At 69.3% G+C, this 18235-nt stretch carries 17 protein-coding genes and 1 pseudogene; 2 read left to right on the top strand and 16 right to left on the bottom strand.

Going from position 1 to position 18235, the window contains the following annotated elements; all coding sequences use genetic code 11:
* Positions 1 to 17: 17 nt before the first annotated feature.
* The 7 genes from E4N62_RS27415 to E4N62_RS27385 all read right to left on the bottom strand — a co-directional run bounded on the left by E4N62_RS27415 (position 18) and on the right by E4N62_RS27385 (position 6717).
* Positions 18 to 278: a hypothetical protein gene (locus E4N62_RS27415; RefSeq protein ID WP_230220213.1), complete on the bottom strand. Its 261-nt coding sequence runs from the start codon at positions 276 to 278 to the stop codon at positions 18 to 20.
* A gap of 178 nt (positions 279 to 456) precedes the next feature.
* On the bottom strand, positions 457 to 1455 hold the full coding sequence (locus E4N62_RS27410) for a YafY family protein (RefSeq protein ID WP_230218984.1): 999 nt from the start codon (positions 1453 to 1455) through the stop codon (positions 457 to 459).
* 15 nt (positions 1456 to 1470) lie between these two features.
* Positions 1471 to 2448 carry a YafY family protein gene (locus E4N62_RS27405; RefSeq protein ID WP_230218978.1) on the bottom strand — a complete coding sequence of 326 codons (978 nt, stop codon included), beginning with the start codon at positions 2446 to 2448 and terminating at the stop codon, positions 1471 to 1473.
* 150 nt (positions 2449 to 2598) lie between these two features.
* Positions 2599 to 2970 (bottom strand): FKBP-type peptidyl-prolyl cis-trans isomerase, encoded by a 372-nt coding sequence (locus tag E4N62_RS27400; protein ID WP_230218976.1) that lies wholly within the window; start codon positions 2968 to 2970, stop codon positions 2599 to 2601.
* A 62-nt stretch (positions 2971 to 3032) separates the two neighbouring features.
* Positions 3033 to 3977: an FKBP-type peptidyl-prolyl cis-trans isomerase gene (locus E4N62_RS27395; protein WP_230218975.1), complete on the bottom strand. Its 945-nt coding sequence runs from the start codon at positions 3975 to 3977 to the stop codon at positions 3033 to 3035.
* Between the two features lie 109 nt (positions 3978 to 4086).
* On the bottom strand, positions 4087 to 5448 hold the full coding sequence (gene pafA, locus E4N62_RS27390) for a Pup--protein ligase (protein WP_013004876.1): 1362 nt from the start codon (positions 5446 to 5448) through the stop codon (positions 4087 to 4089).
* Positions 5449 to 5457: 9 nt separating this feature from the next.
* Positions 5458 to 6717: an MFS transporter gene (locus tag E4N62_RS27385; protein ID WP_230218974.1), complete on the bottom strand. Its 1260-nt coding sequence runs from the start codon at positions 6715 to 6717 to the stop codon at positions 5458 to 5460.
* 108 nt (positions 6718 to 6825) lie between these two features.
* Between E4N62_RS27385 and E4N62_RS27380 the strand changes: the two are divergent.
* Positions 6826 to 7843: pseudogene (locus E4N62_RS27380) on the top strand (LacI family DNA-binding transcriptional regulator).
* Positions 7844 to 7946: 103 nt separating this feature from the next.
* On the opposite strand, the gene prcA reads toward E4N62_RS27380, so the two are convergent.
* The 6 genes from prcA to arc all read right to left on the bottom strand — a co-directional run bounded on the left by prcA (position 7947) and on the right by arc (position 14087).
* Positions 7947 to 8690 carry a proteasome subunit alpha gene (gene prcA / locus E4N62_RS27375; protein ID WP_230218973.1) on the bottom strand — a complete coding sequence of 248 codons (744 nt, stop codon included), beginning with the start codon at positions 8688 to 8690 and terminating at the stop codon, positions 7947 to 7949.
* Positions 8691 to 8761: 71 nt separating this feature from the next.
* On the bottom strand, positions 8762 to 9607 hold the full coding sequence (prcB, locus tag E4N62_RS27370) for a proteasome subunit beta (RefSeq protein WP_045557093.1): 846 nt from the start codon (positions 9605 to 9607) through the stop codon (positions 8762 to 8764).
* Complete coding sequence (locus E4N62_RS27365; RefSeq protein ID WP_230218972.1) at positions 9559 to 10137, bottom strand: endonuclease VII domain-containing protein; 579 nt, start codon at positions 10135 to 10137, stop codon at positions 9559 to 9561. The genes prcB and E4N62_RS27365 overlap by 49 nt, the downstream gene beginning before the upstream one ends.
* 33 nt (positions 10138 to 10170) lie before the next feature.
* Positions 10171 to 10386 carry a ubiquitin-like protein Pup gene (locus tag E4N62_RS27360; protein WP_005485230.1) on the bottom strand — a complete coding sequence of 72 codons (216 nt, stop codon included), beginning with the start codon at positions 10384 to 10386 and terminating at the stop codon, positions 10171 to 10173.
* Positions 10387 to 10574: 188 nt separating this feature from the next.
* Positions 10575 to 12086, bottom strand: a complete 1512-nt coding sequence (dop, locus tag E4N62_RS27355) for a depupylase/deamidase Dop (RefSeq protein WP_338133446.1) — start codon at positions 12084 to 12086, stop codon at positions 10575 to 10577.
* A 234-nt stretch (positions 12087 to 12320) separates the two neighbouring features.
* Positions 12321 to 14087 (bottom strand): proteasome ATPase, encoded by a 1767-nt coding sequence (gene arc / locus E4N62_RS27350; protein WP_033531660.1) that lies wholly within the window; start codon positions 14085 to 14087, stop codon positions 12321 to 12323.
* A gap of 269 nt (positions 14088 to 14356) precedes the next feature.
* Here arc and E4N62_RS27345 point away from each other — a divergent pair, with 269 nt between their 5' ends.
* Positions 14357 to 14656, top strand: coding sequence for a ferredoxin (locus E4N62_RS27345; RefSeq protein WP_230218971.1), 300 nt, complete (start codon positions 14357 to 14359; stop codon positions 14654 to 14656).
* Between the two features lie 90 nt (positions 14657 to 14746).
* Here E4N62_RS27345 and E4N62_RS27340 read toward each other — a convergent pair whose 3' ends face one another.
* The 3 genes from E4N62_RS27340 to E4N62_RS27330 form a co-directional block, all read right to left on the bottom strand.
* Positions 14747 to 15316: a hypothetical protein gene (locus E4N62_RS27340; RefSeq protein ID WP_230218970.1), complete on the bottom strand. Its 570-nt coding sequence runs from the start codon at positions 15314 to 15316 to the stop codon at positions 14747 to 14749.
* 196 nt (positions 15317 to 15512) lie between these two features.
* Entirely contained in the window at positions 15513 to 16415 is a 903-nt protein-coding gene (locus tag E4N62_RS27335; protein ID WP_045557089.1) for a tRNA (adenine-N1)-methyltransferase, read from the bottom strand.
* 59 nt (positions 16416 to 16474) lie between these two features.
* Positions 16475 to 17605 carry a site-2 protease family protein gene (locus E4N62_RS27330; RefSeq protein ID WP_230218968.1) on the bottom strand — a complete coding sequence of 377 codons (1131 nt, stop codon included), beginning with the start codon at positions 17603 to 17605 and terminating at the stop codon, positions 16475 to 16477.
* Positions 17606 to 18235 lie beyond the last annotated feature (630 nt).

The raw sequence follows: 18235 nt of genomic DNA, 5'->3' as shown, positions 1-18235 counted from the left end.
GACCCTAGCCCCTGGCCCTATCCCTCCGAATGCAGCCTGAGGGTCCGCACACCGCCGCCGGTCAGCAGCTCGACGATGCGCTCACCGGCCGGCTTGCGGACGGCGGTGCCGCACTCGGGGCAGGTGAAGGAGTAGAAGGTGGTCTTGCTGGTGGCGCCGATGGCCAGCCGCAGCGCGCTCGCCCCCAGTTCGAAGTTGGCCCGGCAGTCGGGGCAACCGGCCCTGAACACCACGTCGACCGCCTTCTTCATCCCCGCGAAGGCGACCGCGACGGTCATCTCCCGGATCTCCTGGATCTCCTGCACCCCGGACTTCACACCCGACTTCACACCCGACACAACCGACCCGCCGCTCACAGCCCTCGTATCTCCCTATTCCGGTCGTACGCCGTCGTCGTCACGTCCCGCCGCCCCCGGTGCCGCCGTCACGCGGTGCCGTGGTGTTGCGGCGCCGCGGTCACGGTCTGGTCGGCTCGGCCTCGTCGTAGGCCGCCAGTGCCTCGCGGGCCGCCCGGCGGGCGCTGTCGGCGAGGTCCTTCGGGGAGACGATCCGGCCGTCGCGCCCCAGCCGCAGCGCCAGGCGCCGCAGCGAGGCGGGGTCGGGGGTGCGCAGACTGATGCGCAGCCCGCCGTCCGGCAGCTCCTCGGCGCTGTCGTGCGGGTAGTACTCGGCGACCCAGCGCCCGCCGGGACCCACCTCGACCACCACCTCGGGATCCTCGGCGGCCGGCTGCACCAGCGCCTCCGACAGGTCCCGCAGCTCGATCTCGGGCGGCGCGGACGGCTCGTCGAGGATCTTGATCTCGGCGACCCGGTCCAACCGGAACGTACGCCGGGCCTCGGAACGGCGGCACCAGGCCTCGACATAGGTGTGACCCACGCTGACCAGGCGGATCGGGTCGATCTCGCGCTCGGTGACCTCGTCCCGGGCGGGCGAGTAGTAGCGGATCCACAGCCGCCGGCGCTCCGAGATCGCCCGGTCGACGTCCGCGAAGACCCCGCCCTCGGCCTCGAACGTGACCGACAGGCGTGAGCTGGCGCCCGCCGCGTCCCCGGCCGCGCCCTCGACCTTGGCGGTGGCCCGCAGCAGGGCCTGCCGGTCGCCCTCCCGCAGCCCGGGCAGGGTGGCCACCGCCCGGGCGGCCACCAGCAGCGCGGTGGCCTCGTCGGCGGCCAGCCTCAGCGGCTCGGCGGCCTCCGCGCCGAGGGCGGCCGGATTGTGCCACCAGATACGTTCGCCGTCGGTGTCGATGTCCAGCAGGTCACCGCCGCGGAAGCTGGTCCCGCACATGGGCAGCACATCGAGGTCCGACACCAGCTCGTCCTCGGTGATCCCGAAGGCACGGGCGACGTCCTCGATCCGGGCGCCGGGCCGCTCCCGCAGATACGTCACCAGGGAGAGCATCCGCCGGGTCTGATCGATGGCGTTCGCCGGCCGGGCCGGTTTTCCCACCACGTTCTTACGTCCCCCTCAACCCTTGGCCACGGCACGCAGCCGGTCCACCACGTCGGCCCGCAGCTCGGCGGGCTCCAGGACCACCACGTCGGGCCCGAACTCCACCAGCCAGGCATCCAGACCGTGCCCGTACGGAATCTCCAACTCGTCCCAACCGTCCCCGAGTTCCCGAACGAGGGATGCCTTCGCGCGCAGCGGGTAGCCGGCGCCGGAGCGCAACCGGATCAGCGCGGAACGGTCGGCGGTCTCCCCGGCCCAGCTCGCGACCGTCTCCCGCACGGTGACGACGTCGGGGACCTCGGCGGTGAAAGCGGCACCCCGGCTGCGGACCTTGCCGGTGATCCGGGAGAGCCGGAAGACCCGCTCGGCACCCCGGTCCCGGTCGAAGCCGGCCAGGTACCAGTGACCGCGCCAGCACTCCAGTGCCCACGGCTCCACATGACGGGGCTCGGGGCGCGCGGCGGTCGCCTTGCGGTACTCGAACACGACGGGACGCCGGTCACGGCAGGCCAGCATCAACGGCTCGAAGGCGGCCTCGTGCACCGGGATGCGCGGCTCCAGGGCCCCGTGTGCCTCGTACGGGTCGACGTCCTCGGGCAGCCCGGCCGCGCGCAGCTTCTGCAGGGCACCGCTCGCGGCCCCGGCGAGACGAGCCTGCTGCCAGACCTTCGCGGCGAGCCCGAGGGCCGCGGCCTCCTCGGCGTCGAGGGTGATCGGCGGGAGGCTGTTGCTGTCGCGTCGGGCCAGATAGCCGACCTCGCCGTCGAGGTTCTCCACCGTCTCGATGACCAGGCCGAGTTCGCGCAGATCGTCCTTGTCGCGCTCGAACATGCGGTTGAAGGAGTCGTCGGAGCCGGCTGCGCCACTTCCCGGCCCGGCGGCCTCGACATACGCCTCGATCGAATCCCGCAGCTCCCGCTTGCTGAGCGGCCGCCGCGTCCCCAGCAGACACAGCGCCAGGTTCATCAACCGCTCGGCCTTGGCAATGGCCATCGACGCCCTTCCTCCGGGTGTTTCCGCGGCACGACCGTACCGCTACGAAGCGTCGCGGCAAAAGCCGAGGGCCCATGCCCGAAAAGGCATGGACCCCAGACAGTCGGGACCGGTCACGGCACGATCGCCGCGGAACCGGGATCCGATGGATCAGACCCCGAGGAGGTCGACCACGAAGATCAGCGTCTCACCGGGCTTGATCGCCGGAGTCGGGCTCTGGTTCCCGTAGGCGAGGTGGGCCGGAATGGTCAGCTGGCGACGGCCACCGACCTTCATGCCCTGCACACCCTGGTCCCAGCCCTTGATGACACGACCGCCACCGAGCGGGAAACGGAACGGCGTCCCGCGGTTCCAGCTGGCGTCGAACTCCTCGCCGGTGGAGAAGGACACACCCACGTAGTGCACGGTGACGGTCTGGCCCGCCTGGGCCACCTCGCCGTCGCCCTCCCAGATGTCCTTGATCTCCAGGTCCGCCGGCGGCTCGCCCTCGGGAAAGTCGATCTCGGGCTTCTCGATGCTCACTGCACTGGCTCCTCTGTCGTACGAACGTCATGCGCGATGCCTGATGGGCAACCTGCCCAGTCTTACATCACGGCCAGGATGTCCACGGCGAAGACCAGCGTGGAGTTCTTCGGGATGCCCTGCTGCTCCTTGTCACCGAAGGCCTGGTCGGGCGGCAGGACGAGAAGCACCCGGCTGCCCGCCTTCTTGCCCACGAGACCGTCCTTCAGACCCTTGAGCGTCACCTGGTCCAGTGGGAGCGTCGCCGTCTTGCCCGTCTTGTACGTACTGTCGAAGTTCTTGCCCCCCTCCCACAGGAGGGCGACATAGTTCACGACCACGCTGTCCGTGTCCTTCACGACGGCGCCGTCGCTCTCCAGGACGTAGTTCGAGACGAGCTTCGTCGGCGGCTCAGCGTCCTTCGGCATGGTCACCGTCGGCTCCTTGCCGTCGGTGTTCGTGCCGACCTTCGGCAGGTCGACATTGTCCTGGGCGACCTCCGTGCCCTTCGCCGAGGCGGGAATCGTCGTGCCCTTCACGATGTCCACGACGAAGACCAGCGTGGCATCGGCCTTGATGTCGCCCTGCCCCTGCGCCCCGTACCCGAGATCCGGGGGGATCACCAGCTCCACCCGACTGCCGACCTTCTGGCCCTCCAGGCCCTTCTCCCAGCCCTGGATGACACCACCCGCACCCAGCGTGACCGGGAAGGTCTGCTTCTTGTCGTAGCTGTTGTCGAAGGGCTCCGACTCGTCGTACTCCTGGCCGAGGTAGTTCACCTCGGCGACGTCGCCCTTCTTCAGCTTCGCGCCGTCACCCTCGCTGATGACCTCGACCTTCAACTCCTTCGGCGGGTCACCCTCCCCCTTCGCGAGGGTCGGCTTCTCCCCGAACTCGGCGCCCTTGGTGATCGCGGGCACTCCGTTCTTCGTGGAGGTGGAGTCGGAGCCCTTGTCGTCGTCGCTGCCGCAGGCCGCTGCGGAGAGCAGCAGCAGCGGCACGACGAGAAGGCCGGCAATTCGGCGCACGTGTTCCTCAGATCTCAGACGGCACTCTGGTCGCCCGCCACTCTAAGGCGTGCGACGGGCCCCGTACGAGGACGTACGGGGCCCGAGGGCCGGTTTCCTCAACCGGAGGTCACATTCCCGCGATCAGCTTCTCCACCCGGTCGTCCACCGAACGGAACGGGTCCTTGCACAACACGGTCCGCTGCGCCTGGTCGTTGAGCTTGAGATGCACCCAGTCGACCGTGAAATCCCGGCGCTGTTCCTGCGCGCGCCGGATGAAGTCGCCGCGCAGCCGGGCCCGAGTGGTCTGCGGCGGAACCGACTTGCCCTCGAAGATCTTCAAGTCATTGCAGATGCGGGTGGCTTGACCTTTCCTCTCCAGCAGGTAGTAGAGGCCACGACGACGGTGGATGTCGTGATACGCGAGGTCTATCTGCGCGACCCGCGGATGCGACATGGTCATGTTGTGCTTGGCCCGGTACCGCTCGATGAGCTTGTACTTCATCACCCAGTCGATTTCGGTACCGATCCGGTCGAGGTCCTCCGCCTCGATCGCGTCCAGCGTGCGGCCCCACAGCTCCAGCACCTGCTCCACGGTGCCCGTACGGATACCGCGGCGCTCCACGAAGTCCACGGCCTTCTCGTAGTACTCGCGCTGCACCTCCAGCGCGGAGGCCTCCCGGCCACTGGCCAGCCGCACCTTGCGACGGCCGGTGATGTCATGGCTGACCTCGCGGATCGCCCGGATCGGGTTCTCCAGGGTGAGGTCGCGCATGACGGTGCCCGCCTCGATCATGCGCAGCACCAGGTCGGTGGCCCCGACCTTGAGCAGCATGGTCGTCTCGGACATGTTCGAGTCACCCACGATGACGTGGAGACGGCGGTACCGCTCGGCGTCCGCGTGCGGTTCGTCACGGGTGTTGATGATGGGCCGGGAGCGGGTGGTCGCGGAGCTGACGCCCTCCCAGATGTGCTCCGCGCGCTGGCTCACGCAGTACACCGCACCACGCGGGGTCTGCAGAACCTTGCCCGCGCCGCAGAGCAGCTGCCGGGTGACGAGGAACGGAATCAGGATGTCCGCGAGACGGGAGAACTCCCCGTGCCGGGCCACCAGATAGTTCTCATGGCAACCGTACGAGTTGCCGGCGGAGTCCGTGTTGTTCTTGAAGAGGTAGACGTCGCCCGCGATTCCCTCCTCGTGCAGGCGGCGTTCGGCGTCGACCAGCAGTCCTTCGAGAATGCGCTCGCCGGCCTTGTCGTGAGTGACGAGTTCGGTCACGTTGTCACATTCGGGTGTCGCGTATTCCGGATGTGAGCCCACGTCGAGATAGAGGCGGGCTCCGTTCCGCAGAAACACATTGCTGCTGCGGCCCCATGACACGACACGGCGGAAGAGGTACCGCGCCACCTCGTCAGGAGACAGACGGCGCTGTCCCCTGAACGTGCACGTGACGCCGTACTCGTTCTCCAGCCCGAAAATGCGGCGGTCCATGACTGAACATTACGCCCGATCCACCGAGCTGAAACGGGGTTCGGCAGCACGGTTTGGATCATTTTCCGATGAGACCGCAACCACCGCACCCCCGGAAGGAACAGCGAGAACCCGCCCCGTGGCCAGCAGAACCAGCAACGCCACGGCCCCCGCCGCACCCGGCACGACGAAACCCCACAGCGTCCCGCCCCACTCGACGACCGGCCCGGCGACGGCCGTTCCGACCGACTGGCCCACCGTGAACGTCGTCACGATCCAGGAGAACGCCTCGGTGACCGTGCCCCGCGGCGCGTGCCGGTCGACCAGGACGAACACACACGCGATCGCCGGCGCCAGGAACACCCCGGCGAGGGTCGTCAGCCCGGTCATCCCCACCGGACCCGGCATCAGCGTCAGCGGCACGTAACACACCGCCAGAAGCGCCACCAGCACCTGCAGCCGCCGCTCGGGCGCCCCGGTCCACTGCCGCGCGCCGTACGCCGTGCCGCCCACCAGCGCCCCCAGGCCGACACCCGCCATCAGCCAGCCGTACACCACGTCCCCGCCGTGGCCGTCCGCGTACGACAGGGCGGCGACGGTGATCGAGCCGAGCGCGACACCGACGAAGAGGAAGGCGCCGAGGAGGGACAGCAGCCCGGGCGAACGCAACGCGCCCAGCCAGTGCGCCTCACGCGGGGCGGACCGCCAGGCCCTCGAAGGCGGCGAGACGACCACCCACAGCGCCCCCAGCACCCCGATGACACTCAGCACCACCAGCGCGGCCGACGCCGACCACAGCGCCACGCACAGCGTCACCAGCAGCGGCCCGACGGTGAACATGAGCTCCTGGGCCACGGCGTCCATCGCGTACGCCGTGTGCACCTGCTCCTCCCTGCGCAGCACCGAGGACCACAGGGCCCGCAGCCCGCCCTCCAGCGGCGGCGTGCACAGCCCCGCGACCGCCATCGCGAGATACGCCAGCCCCAACGGATCCAGCCCGGACAGCGCGAAGACGACCATGGCGAGGGCGGAGACGACCGCCGCGGGGAACTGCACCCGCGGCTGCCCGTACAGGTCCACCAACCGCCCCAGCAGCGGCTGCCCGACGGCGTTGGCCAGGCCGTACACCGCCGCGAGCGCGCCCGCGAGGCTGTAGGTGCCGCCCTCCGCGCGGACGAAGAGCACGATCGCGACGGCGGCGGTGGCGTTCGGCAGCCGGCCCACCAGTGTTCCGGCGAGCAGTCGCGCGGCGTGCCGCGTCCTGAGGATCTCGAGATATCCGGCGGCCATGTCCTGCCTCTCGACGGGCTCTCACGAGCGACGTGTTACGTATAACGTCTCCGGGTCATACGTACCATGTGCCCTGACCGCGAGTCCAGACGAGGGAGCAGGCCGACGGTGGCACGAGGTAGTACCCGGCCCACGAGCCGTGACGTCGCCCAGGCCGCCGGCGTCTCCCAGGCCGCCGTCTCCCTCGTCCTCGGCGACAAATGGCGCGGCCGCGTCGCCGAGACCACCGCGGAACGCGTACGCCAGGCCGCACGCGAACTCGGCTACCGACCCAACCTCGCCGCCCGCAACCTCCGCCTCGGCCGCACCCGCACCGTCCTGCTGGTGGTCCCCGCCCTCACCACCGAGTTCTTCGCCGGCGTCTACACGGGAGCCGCCCGCGTCGCCGCCCGCCACGGCTTCGGCGTGGTCCTCTACCCTCCCCGAGGGCGTGGGCCCCGCCCGCGACCCCTTCGCCTCGGCCCAGGCCGCCCTCGACGGCGTGATCGCCTCCTCCATGGCCGCGGACGCGCTCACCGCCATCCGCGGCGACCAACTGCCCCTCGTCATGCTCGACAGCGACCCCGACGGCAGCCTCGGAGCCGCGACCGTCAACCTCGACATCCGCGACGGCATCCGCCAGGTCACCGAACACCTGCTCGCCCTGGGGCACCTCGACTTCCTGCACCTCGCCGCGGACATCCCCTCCTGGACCTTCCACGTCCGCGCACGGGAACTCGCGGAACGCGTGGCCGCGGTGCCGGGCGCGTCGCTGCGCACGGCCGCGGCGCCGATCTCCATCGAAGGGGCACTGGCCGCGGCGGAGGCGGCCCTGACCGACACCGGCACCGGGAGACGCCCCACGGCCGTGGTGTGCGACGACGACAAGCTGGCCGCCGGGGTCTACAAGGCCGTACGGCGCCTCGGGCTGCGGATCCCCGAGGACGTGTCCGTCACCGGGCTCGACGACCTCGCCCTCGCCACCGCCCTCGACCCCGAGCTGACCACCGTCCGGCTGGACGCGGAGCTGTTCGGGGAGCGCGGGATGGAGGCCCTGCTGGCCGTCCTGGAGGGGCGCACACCGAAGGAGGGAGACATCCCGGTGGAGCTGGTGGTGCGGGGGTCCACGGCACGGGCAGGGAGCTGAGCACGCGCCCTTTCAGGGCGCGCTGCCAAAAGGCACCGAACGCCGCGCGCCCCGGCCTGTGTCGGCCGGGGCGCACTACGGGCGGGTCCTGCGGACGCCGGTGCTACTCGTCCTCTTCCTCGGAGCTCTCGGCCTCTGTGGAGGCGCCGTCCGCCTCCAGCAGACGGTCGAGCTGACGGCCCACGATGCGCTTGAACTTGCGCTGCTGCGGACGCGTACGGTCCAGAACCGCCACCTCCAGTCGCTCCGCGGGGATCTCCCGCTGCGTGCCGTTGGTGTCGCGCGACAGGGCCTGGACGGCGAGCTTCAACGCCTCCGCCAGGGACATGCCGTCCTGGTGCCGCTGGTCCAGATAGCTGCTGATCTGCTCGGCGTTGCCACCGACCGCGACCGAACCGTGCTCGTCCACGATCGACCCGTCGTGCGGCAGCCGGTAGATCTGGTCGCCCTCGGGGGTCTCCCCCACCTCGGCCACGACCAGCTCCACCTCGTACGGCTTCTCGGCCGCGGAGGAGAAGATCGTGCCCAGGGTCTGGGCGTAGACGTTGGCGAGACCACGGGCGGTCACGTCGTCACGGTCGTAGGTGTAACCACGCAGGTCGGCGTAGCGCACACCACCGATCCGCAGGTTCTCGTACTCGTTGTACTTGCCGGCGGCCGCGAAGCCGATCCGGTCGTAGATCTCGCTGAACTTGTGCAGCGCGCGGGACGGGTTCTCGCCGACGAACACGATGCCGTCGGCGTACTGCAGCACGACCAGGCTGCGGCCACGGGCGATGCCCTTACGGGCGTACTCCGCCCGGTCGGCCATCGCCTGCTGGGGTGAGACATAGAACGGCGTCGACACCGGTTATCCGTCCCTTTCTGTCGAAGTCACTGGATCACCTTGATAAAGAGGGGCCGTCGAGGCCGGACCGGCTAGAGCAGCGCGGCCCGGGGGCCGTCCGGCTGCTCCAGACGCCGCTCCAGGATCGAGCGGGCGATCTCGGAGGACTCCTCGTCGGTGAGCCGACGGAAGCCGTCCTCGGTGATCACGGTGACGATGGGGTAGATCCGGCGGGCGACATCGGGACCACCGGTCGCCGAGTCGTCGTCTGCCGCGTCGTAGAGGGCCTGGATGACGAGGGTCGTCGCCTCGTCCTCGGAGAGATCGGCACGGAACAGCTTCTTCATCGCACCGCGCGCGAAGATCGAGCCCGAGCCGGTGGCCGCGTACCCGCTCTCCTCGGAACGGCCGCCCGTCACGTCGTACGAGAAGATGCGGCCCTTCTCCCGGTCCACGTCGTAACCCGCGAAGAGCGGGACCACGGCCAGGCCCTGCATGGCCATGCCGAGGTTGGAACGGATCATGGTGGAGAGCCGGTTCGCCTTGCCCTCCAGGGAGAGCTGCGCGCCCTCCACCTTCTCGAAGTGCTCCAGCTCCAGCTGGAACAGCTTCACCATCTCCACGGCCAGACCGGCCGTGCCGGCGATCCCGACGGCCGAGTACTCGTCGGCCGGGAACACCTTCTCGATGTCCCGCTGGGCGATCATGTTCCCCATCGTGGCCCGGCGGTCACCGGCGAGCACCACACCGCCGGGGAACGTCACGGCCACGATCGTCGTGCCGTGCGGAGCTTCGATGACGCCCTGGGTCGGCGGCAGCTGCCGCTTGCCGGGGAGCAGCTCCGGCTGGTGGTCCGACAGGAAGTCCATGAAGGACGACGACCCAGGCGTCAGGAAGGCAGCTGGTAGACGCCCGGTGCTACGAGTGTTGGCTTCCACGCGTTTCCTTCCAGATAGTCGGCAGCTCGGTTCAACGCGTCAGGGTCGTCCCTCAACAGACCGAGGCCAGCATTGCAGTTGAAGCACAGTACGCCTCGGACCCTACCCGTCTTGTGGCAGTGATCCACATGCGCGGCCGGGGCCGACAAACAGATACAGCAGACGCCCCCTTGAGAGGCGATCAACTCGTCGCGGTCGGCTTCGGTGAGACCGTACTTACGCCGAAGATGCTCTGCGGGTCGCGCCGCCGTCCTGCACGCCTTACAGCGACCGGCGAAGCCCTCGCGCTTTCGATGCCACTCACTGTGCGGCTTCACCTGACCACACCCGCGACAGCGCTTGTGCCCCTCAGACACGCAATCGGCGGGGCCGAGCACCGGAGACTCCATGTCTCGGCTAGGGACGCTGGTCGCGCAGTTCCGGCAATGGCGCTGCAAGCCGTCTAGATTCGACCGCTTGCGAGCGAACGCCGCATACGGTCTGAACTCCCCACACCGTACGCAGCGCTTCGCACCTTCTTCACTTGCCATCCGAGGCAGCCCCAGTAACCTTCGATTCGAAGGTCACTCGCCACCTTTCTGAACGAATGACCGAACGAAGTCCTCGGCGTTCTCTTCGAGCACATCATCGATTTCGTCCAGAACCGAGTCCACGTCGTCGCTCAGCTTCTCCTGGCGTTCCTTGAGGTCCTCCGACGCCTGCGCCTCCGGCGCCGCCTCGGTCTCCTCGGTGGAACGGGTGGCCTTCTGCTGGCCGCCGCCGGTGTCCTTGGTCGCCATAACCCTCACCCCGCTCTGTTGCCCGACATGGTCGGCAGGTCGGCATTCCTGCCGATCGGTGATGATCAGACCCTACAAGCCGGGTCCGACATTGGCCCTGTTGTTTCCACAACGTCCGGGGACCACCTCGATGATTCCCGGACGGCGGTGTTTCCACCCTGCCCCGCTGATCACGATTGAAGCGCGGTTCAGTGGCCGGAAAGTACCCTGACCAGGTCTTCTGCCGTGCGGCAGCGGTCCAGCAGCTCCTTGACGTGATTTCGCGTTCCGCGAAGCGGTTCGAGGGTTGGAACGCGCTGGAGCGAGTCCCGGCCCGGGAGGTCGAAGATCACCGAGTCCCAGGAGGCCGCCGCGACGTCGTCCGCGTACTGCTCCAGACAGCGACCGCGGAAGTACGCACGGGTGTCCTCCGGCGGCTTCGTACGGGCCTCGTCGACGCCCTGCTCGGTCAGCAGCCGCTTCATCTTGCCGCGGGCCACCAGACGGTTGTAGAGGCCCTTCTCGGCGCGCACGTCGGCGTACTGGAGGTCGACGAGGTGGAGCCGGGCGGCGTCCCAGTCGAGGCCGTCACGGCGCCGGTAGCCCTCCATCAGCTCCCGCTTGGCGACCCAGTCCAGCTCTCCGGAGAGGCTCATGGGGTCGTTCTCCAGGCGGTTCAGCGTGTCCTCCCACCGGCTCAGGACGTCCTTGGTCTGGTCGTCCGCGTCCGCTCCGAAGCGCTCCTCCACGTACTTGCGCGACAGCTCGTAGTACTCCATCTGGAGCTGTACGGCGGTCAGGGTGCGCCCGCTGCGCAGCGTGATGAGGCGTTGCAGGGTCGGGTCGTGCGAGACCTGGTGGAGGGTGCGTACGGGCTGGTCGACGGCCAGGTCGACGGCGATGAAGCCGTCCTCGATCATCGAGAGCACCAGGGCCGTCGTGCCCAGCTTGAGATAGGTCGAGATCTCCGAGAGGTTCGCGTCGCCGATGATCACGTGGAGGCGGCGGTATTTCTCCGCGTCGGCGTGGGGTTCGTCGCGGGTGTTGATGATGGGGCGCTTGAGGGTGGTCTCCAGGCCGACCTCCACCTCGAAGTAGTCGGCGCGCTGGCTGAGCTGGAAGCCGTGTTCGTGGCCGTCCTGGCCGATGCCCACGCGGCCGGCGCCGGCGAAGACCTGGCGGGAGACGAAGAAGGGGGTCAGGTGGCGCACGATGTCCGAGAAGGCGGTCTCCCGCTTCATCAGGTAGTTCTCGTGCGTGCCGTAGGAGGCGCCCTTGTTGTCGGTGTTGTTCTTGTAGAGGTGGATCGGCTGGGCGCCGGGAAGCTGTGCCGCGCGTTCGGCGGCTTCGGCCATGATGCGCTCGCCGGCCTTGTCCCACAGGACGGCGTCCAGGGGGTTGGTGACCTCGGGGGCGCTGTATTCGGGGTGGGCGTGGTCGACGTAGAGCCGCGCGCCGTTGGTGAGGATGACATTGGCGAGGCCGATGTCCTCGTCGGTGAGCTGGCTGGAGTCGGCGGCCTCGCGGGCGAGGTCGAAGCCTCGCGCGTCCCGCAGCGGGTTCTCCTCCTCGAAGTCCCAGCGGGCCCGGCGGGCCCGGTGCATCGCCGCTGCGTAGGCGTTGACGATCTGGGACGAGGTGAGCATGGCATTGGCATTGGGGTGACCGGGGACGGAGATCCCGTACTCCGTCTCGATGCCCATTACTCGCCGTACGGTCATGCGGCCCTCCTTGCCCGGCGGCGCCCTCGGTCGGGGGCGCTGCTCAAGTACCGCTGGCGCTCCGGTGCGTGTGCGGTGCCCGTCCCCGCACTGCGCGACTCGGCGGTACGAAAGAGCCTAGAACGGCTCTGCGCTGGTGGGGAGATCATTTGCGTCATTGCCTTGCTCCGGCCTTCACCTGGAAAACAGTCGGCTGCGGGTACCCACTGAGGGCACCCGCAGCCGCCCTGCGTTCTACAGGTACTGTCCGGTGTTCGCCACCGTGTCGATGGAGCGCCCTGTATCGGCGCCCTGCTTTCCGGTGATCAGCGTACGGATGTAGACGATCCGCTCGCCCTTCTTTCCGGAGATTCGGGCCCAGTCGTCCGGGTTGGTGGTGTTGGGCAGGTCCTCGTTCTCCTTGAACTCGTCCACGCAGGCCTGGAGCAGGTGGGAGACGCGGAGGCCCTTCTGGTTCTTGTCGAGGAAGTCCTTGATCGCCATCTTCTTGGCGCGGCCGACGATGTTCTCGATCATGGCGCCGGAGTTGAAGTCCTTGAAGTAGAGGACTTCCTTGTCGCCGTTGGCGTAGGTGACCTCCAGGAAGCGGTTCTCCTCGGACTCGGCGTACATGTGTTCCACTGCCGTCTGGATCATGCTCTGGACGGTGGTGGTCTTGGAGCCACCGTGTTCGCCGAGGTCGTCCGTGTGCAGCGGGAGACGCTCGGTGAGGTACTTCTGGAAGATGTCCTTGGCCGCTTCGGCGTCCGGACGCTCGATCTTGATCTTCACGTCGAGCCGACCGGGGCGCAGGATGGCGGGGTCGATCATGTCCTCGCGGTTGGAGGCGCCGATGACCACGACGTTCTGCAGGCCTTCCACACCGTCGATCTCGGCGAGCAGCTGCGGGACGATGGTGTTCTCCACGTCCGAGCTGACGCCGGATCCGCGGGTGCGGAAGAGGGACTCCATCTCGTCGAAGAAGACGATGACGGGGGTGCCCTCGCTGGCCTTCTCCCTCGCACGCTGGAAGACGAGGCGGATCTGTCGCTCGGTCTCGCCGACGTACTTGTTGAGGAGCTCGGGGCCCTTGATGTTGAGGAAGAAGCTCTTGCCCTGGGCCTGCCCGGTGACCTCGGCGACCTTCTTGGCCAGCGAGTTGGCGACGGCCTTGGCGATGAGCGTCTTGCCGCATCCGGGGGGGCCGTAGAGCAGGACGCCCTTGGGCGGGCGCAGTTCGTGCTCCTTGAACAGGTCCGGATAGAGATAGGGGAGCTCGACCGCGTCGCGGATCATCTCGATCTGGTTGCCGAGGCCACCGATCTGCTCGTACCCGATGTCGGGGACCTCTTCGAGGACGAGTTCCTCGACCTCGCTCTTGGGCACGACCTCATAGACATAGCCGGAGCGGGGTTCGAGCAGGAGGGCGTCGCCGGGGCGGATGGTGATGTCCAGCAGTGGCTCGGCGAGCCGCACCACCCGTTCCTCGTCGGTGTGCCCCTGCACGAGGGCGCGCTCGCCGTCCTCGAGGATCTCCTTGAGGGTGACGATGTCGCCGACGCTCTCGTACTCCATGGCCTCGACCACGTTGAGAGCTTCGTTGAGCATCACTTCCTGGCCTCGCCGGAGCTCTTCCAGGTCGACGCTGGGGCTGACGTTCACCCGGAGCTTTCGGCCTCCGGTGAAGATGTCGGCCGTGCCGTCCTCGTTCGCCGTGAGGAAGACACCGAAGCCGGCCGGCGGCTGTGCGAGCCGGTCGACTTCCTCCTTGAGGGCCACGATCTGGTCGCGGGCCTCACGGAGCGTGTTGGCGAGCCGCTCGTTCTGCGCGGACACGCCGGCCAGATTGGTCTGCAGCTCGACGATCCGCTCTTCGAGAATCCTCGTGTGTCGCGGAGAGTCGGCGAGCTTGCGTCGCAGGACGGCGATCTCCTGCTCAAGGTAGGCAATCTGCCCGGCCGGGTCGTCGGACCCTCGTCCCGGGCGGATGCCGCGGTTCATGTCGTCGTCGTGGGCTGCCACGGTCCTCACCTCCTCCAAGGGGAGCTGGACGCTTCCAGACCCTACCTGGGTGGGTGTCGATTGAAACCCCTAGATCACAAAGACGGTCGGGGTGTGTCCGATCTTCACCCTTGCGCTCTCCCTCACGTCAAGGGGATACCCACCGAACATGATGGGGAAGCCGCCCCGGGTAGGGTCGAACTGTTCAACACCCGTCAGAGCCTGCATCGTTCCCGACCGGCTCGGCGGATGACTCGACGGATGACCCGACACATGAGGCGGCAGGAGAGATGAGCGTGCAGCAGGAGGCCGCGGGCGAGGCGCTCGAGGTCTGGATCGACCAGGACCTCTGCACCGGTGACGGCATCTGCGTGCAGTACGCGCCCGAGGTGTTCGAGCTGGACATCGACGGACTGGCCTATGTGAAGAGTCCGGGCGACGAGTTGCTGCAGGCCCCGGGGGCGACAACGCCCGTTCCGCTGCCGCTTCTCACGGATGTGGTGGACTCCGCCAAGGAGTGTCCGGGCGAGTGCATCCATGTACGTCGCGTTTCGGACAGGGTCGAGGTCTTCGGGCCTGACGCGGAGTGACCCTGCCGGCACTCCACGTCGCCCTGTGTCTGCTTTCTCACACCGTGTTTGCCGGGTGATCACATCCCCTTCGCCCGGAGGCGACGGGTGTCAGACGCTCTGTGCCCCGGCGGGGGTGGAGCGGACGAACGCCCCGTTCTTCCACTGCCACTTGGCGGGGTTCGTGACGTCCGGGCAGCAGTTGGGGACCTCGGCCGACGAGTAGCCGTGCAGGGTGGCGGTGACGGTGGCGTCACGGACGGCGAAGTCGGAGACGGTGGTGCGGTCCTTGGGGTTCACCAGGGTGGCGACGACCCGGGGCTGCGCCGCGTCGGTGGAGCGGGTGAGCACGTACACGCCGTCGGGCGGGGTGCCCATGCTGGCGTCGCAGTGCACGACGGCCACGGTCTCGGGCCGGCCGTCCCCGTCGAGGTCCTCGGAGCCCTGCTTCTTCACGACGACGCCGACGGGTCCGCAGTCGAGCGGGAGGTCCACCTCGGCAGGGTCGGGGGCGCCACGGCGGCGGGGCCGGGGCTGTCGCGGGGAGCTGGGCCGCCTCGCCGCGTCGGGCTGGAGGGCGGACGACAGGGCGACGACGCCGGCGAGGGCGGTGGCCGTGGCGAGCCAGTGGATGGGGCGGGTGTGCGCGTGTGCCAGTTCCGGGACGGCGGATTGCTGCACTAGGAGCGTCTCCTGAGGGTGCTGTGCCGGTTGGGATGACCCGCATGGTGCCACACGTCACAGTGGGGTGGAACGGCGGGGTACGTGGTTCCCGCAGCTTTTCGGGTGGTGCGTCAACGGGCCCCCGCCGTGGCCGAGTTCCCGGGCGCTGCGGGGAACTCGGCCACGGCGGGGGCGCGTTCGTCGTGCGTCGCGGTCAGCGGCCGGAGCCGCCGTCGGCGTTGGGTCCGGCGTAGTCCTCGCCGTAGGCGCCCTTGGCGGGGCGGCGGCGGCGCATGGGGGGCTCGACGCCGTCGGCGAGACGGCGGGCGGTGAGCAGGAAGCCGGTGTGGCCGATCATCCGGTGGTCGGGGCGGACGGCGAGGCCTTCGATGTGCCAGTTGCGGATCATCGATTCCCAGGCGCTCGGCTCGTTGAAGCAGCCGATCTCGCGGATGGACTCGACGGTCCGGGCGAGCTGGGTGGTGGTCGCCACGTAGCAGCAGACGATGCCGCCGGGGACGAGGGCCTTGGAGACGGCCTCCAGGCACTCCCAGGGGGCGAGCATGTCGAGGATGACGCGGTCGACCTCGGTGTCGCTGAGGTTGTCCTGGAGGTCGCCGACGGTGAGCTGCCAGGCGGGGTGGGGGCCGCCGAAGTAGCGCTCCACGTTGGCCTGGGCGATCTCGGCGAAGTCGGCGCGGCGCTCGTAGCTGTGCAGCATGCCCTGGTCGCCGATGGCGCGCAGCAGGAAGCTGCTGAGCGAGCCGGAGCCGACGCCGGCCTCGACGACGCGAGCGCCGGGGAAGATGTCGGCGAAGGCGAGGATCTGCCCCGCGTCCTTGGGGTAGACCACGGCGGCGCCGCGGGGCATGGACAGGACGTAGTCGGGGAGCAGGGGGCGGAGCGCCAGGTAGGCGACGTTCCCCGTGGTGCGGACAACACTGCCCTCGGGAGCGCCGATCAGCTCGTCGTGCGGGAAGGAACCCTTGTGGGTGTGGAAGTTCTTTCCCTCTTCGAGCGTGAACGTGTAGTGGCGTCCCTTGGGGTCGGTGAGCTGGACCTGGTCCCCGACCTTGAAGGGCCCGCGACGGCGGGCGGCACCGGTCGGTTCGGACATGTGACCCAGCGTACCGGTCCCCGGAGGGCGCGCCGACCATGGTCCGGGGAGGGGCTGTCTCAGCTGGGTCTGGCCATCGCCTTCACGAAGGCCCGTTCCACGTCGGCCGCGGACAGGACGCCGTAGATCTCCCCGGACTCCTCCACGACGAGGTACTCCGTGGCCGGGGCGGCGCGGAGGGCGTCGAGGAGTTCTTCGCCGGCGAGTTCGGCGGAGACGCGCATGCCGTCGGTGAGGTCCTGGGCGAGGACGCTGACGGCGACCCAGGGGCGGCGGTGTTCGGGGACGCCGACGATGGCGGCCTCGCGGACGAGGGAGAGGGGTTCGCCGTCGGGGTCGACGACGACGAGGGCGCGGGCGCCGGCCTCGTTGGCGCGGCGCAGGGCCTCGGAGAGGGGGGTGTCGGTTTCGACGGGGACGGCACGGCGGGTGAGGGCACGGGCCTGGAGTTCGGGCAGGTGTTCGCGCAGGCGGGCCATGCGGAGGCTGTTGCCGGCGCCGGTCCAGATGATCGCGGCGAGGATGGCGGCGAGCAGGGCGTCGAGGACGGTGTCCATGCCGACGCTGTCCTCGGCGGCGGAGCCGAGCATGCCGGACTGGGTGAGCAGCGGCAGGCCGATGAGGACGGAGACGGCGAGGGCCCGGCCGACCCAGGCGGCGGCGATGGTGCCGCTCATGGGCTTGCCGGTGATCTTCCAGACGACGGCGCGGAGCATCCGGCCGCCGTCGAGGGGGAGGCCGGGGAGGAGGTTGAACGCGGCCACGATCAGGTTGGAGATCATCAGGCCGGCGAGCAGGACGCCGGGGACGGTGCCCGGTTCGACGGCGAGCAGGGCGACGTAGAAGACGCCGGCGAGGATCAGGGAGAGGAGGGGGCCCACGAAGGCGAGGACGAACTCACGGCCCGGGGTCTCGGACTCCTTCTCGATCTCGGAGACACCGCCGAAGAACTGCAGCTGGATGCGGCGCACGGGCAGTTTGTAGCGCAGGGCGGCGATGGTGTGGGCGAGTTCGTGGACGAGTACGGAGCCGTAGAAGGCGACCGCGAAGAAGAGGGCGACGAGGTAGCGGAGGGCGCCGAGTTCGGGCAGGACGCGGTCGAGTTGGCCGCCGAAGACCCAGGTGATCAGGGCGGCGACCAGGAACCAGCTGGGCGCGACGTACACGGGCACGCCGAAGGGACGGCCCATGAGGATGCCGCCACCGGGCTCCTTGGGGCGCTCGGGGGCTTGGGGGCGGCGTCCGAGTGGGCGTAGGGGCGCGCGGACGTGGCGGTGCGCTCCGGCCTCGTCCGCCGGGTGGGCACCTTGGTCAGGTCGGTGGGGACGCCTTCTCAGGGGCGGCGGGTGCGGGTGTTCTCGCCGGGTCGGTGGGCGGGCGGTCACCGGAGGCTTCGGCGCTCTCGGACGGCACGCGGTCGTCGGGCGCCTCGGCGGTGTCCGGGTCTCGGCGCTGTCGGGCGTCTCGCCGGTGTCGGGCGTCGCCCTTGTCGGCCTACTCGTCGTCGGCGGGGGTCGCGGCAGTGGACTTCTCGGCGTCGTCCGTCGCGTGGGGGCGGGGGCCGGTGCGGAGGTGTCTTCGGGCCGGTCGGCGGTGGGGTGGGGGCGGGCGGAGTGGGGGCGTCCTGGTTCACCGGTGTCCCGATCGCGTCGCCGTGGGCGCTCTCGGGTGCCTGCTCACTGTCGGACCGCGGCTGCCCGCTCCCGCCGCTCGTCTCCACGATGTCCCCTCGTTCGAAGCGTCTTCCGCACCCGGTGGCCGGGCGGAAGGGTCTGTCGTCGATGCTATGCCGTCACCGGGGCGCGTTCCGCCCCGGCACC

The sequence above is a fragment of the Streptomyces sp. MNU76 genome, from assembly GCF_020982545.1.
GTDB lineage: Bacteria > Actinomycetota > Actinomycetes > Streptomycetales > Streptomycetaceae > Streptomyces.
Note: the sequence above shows the minus strand (reverse complement) of the source record. Positions and strands in the feature narration are given on the sequence as shown.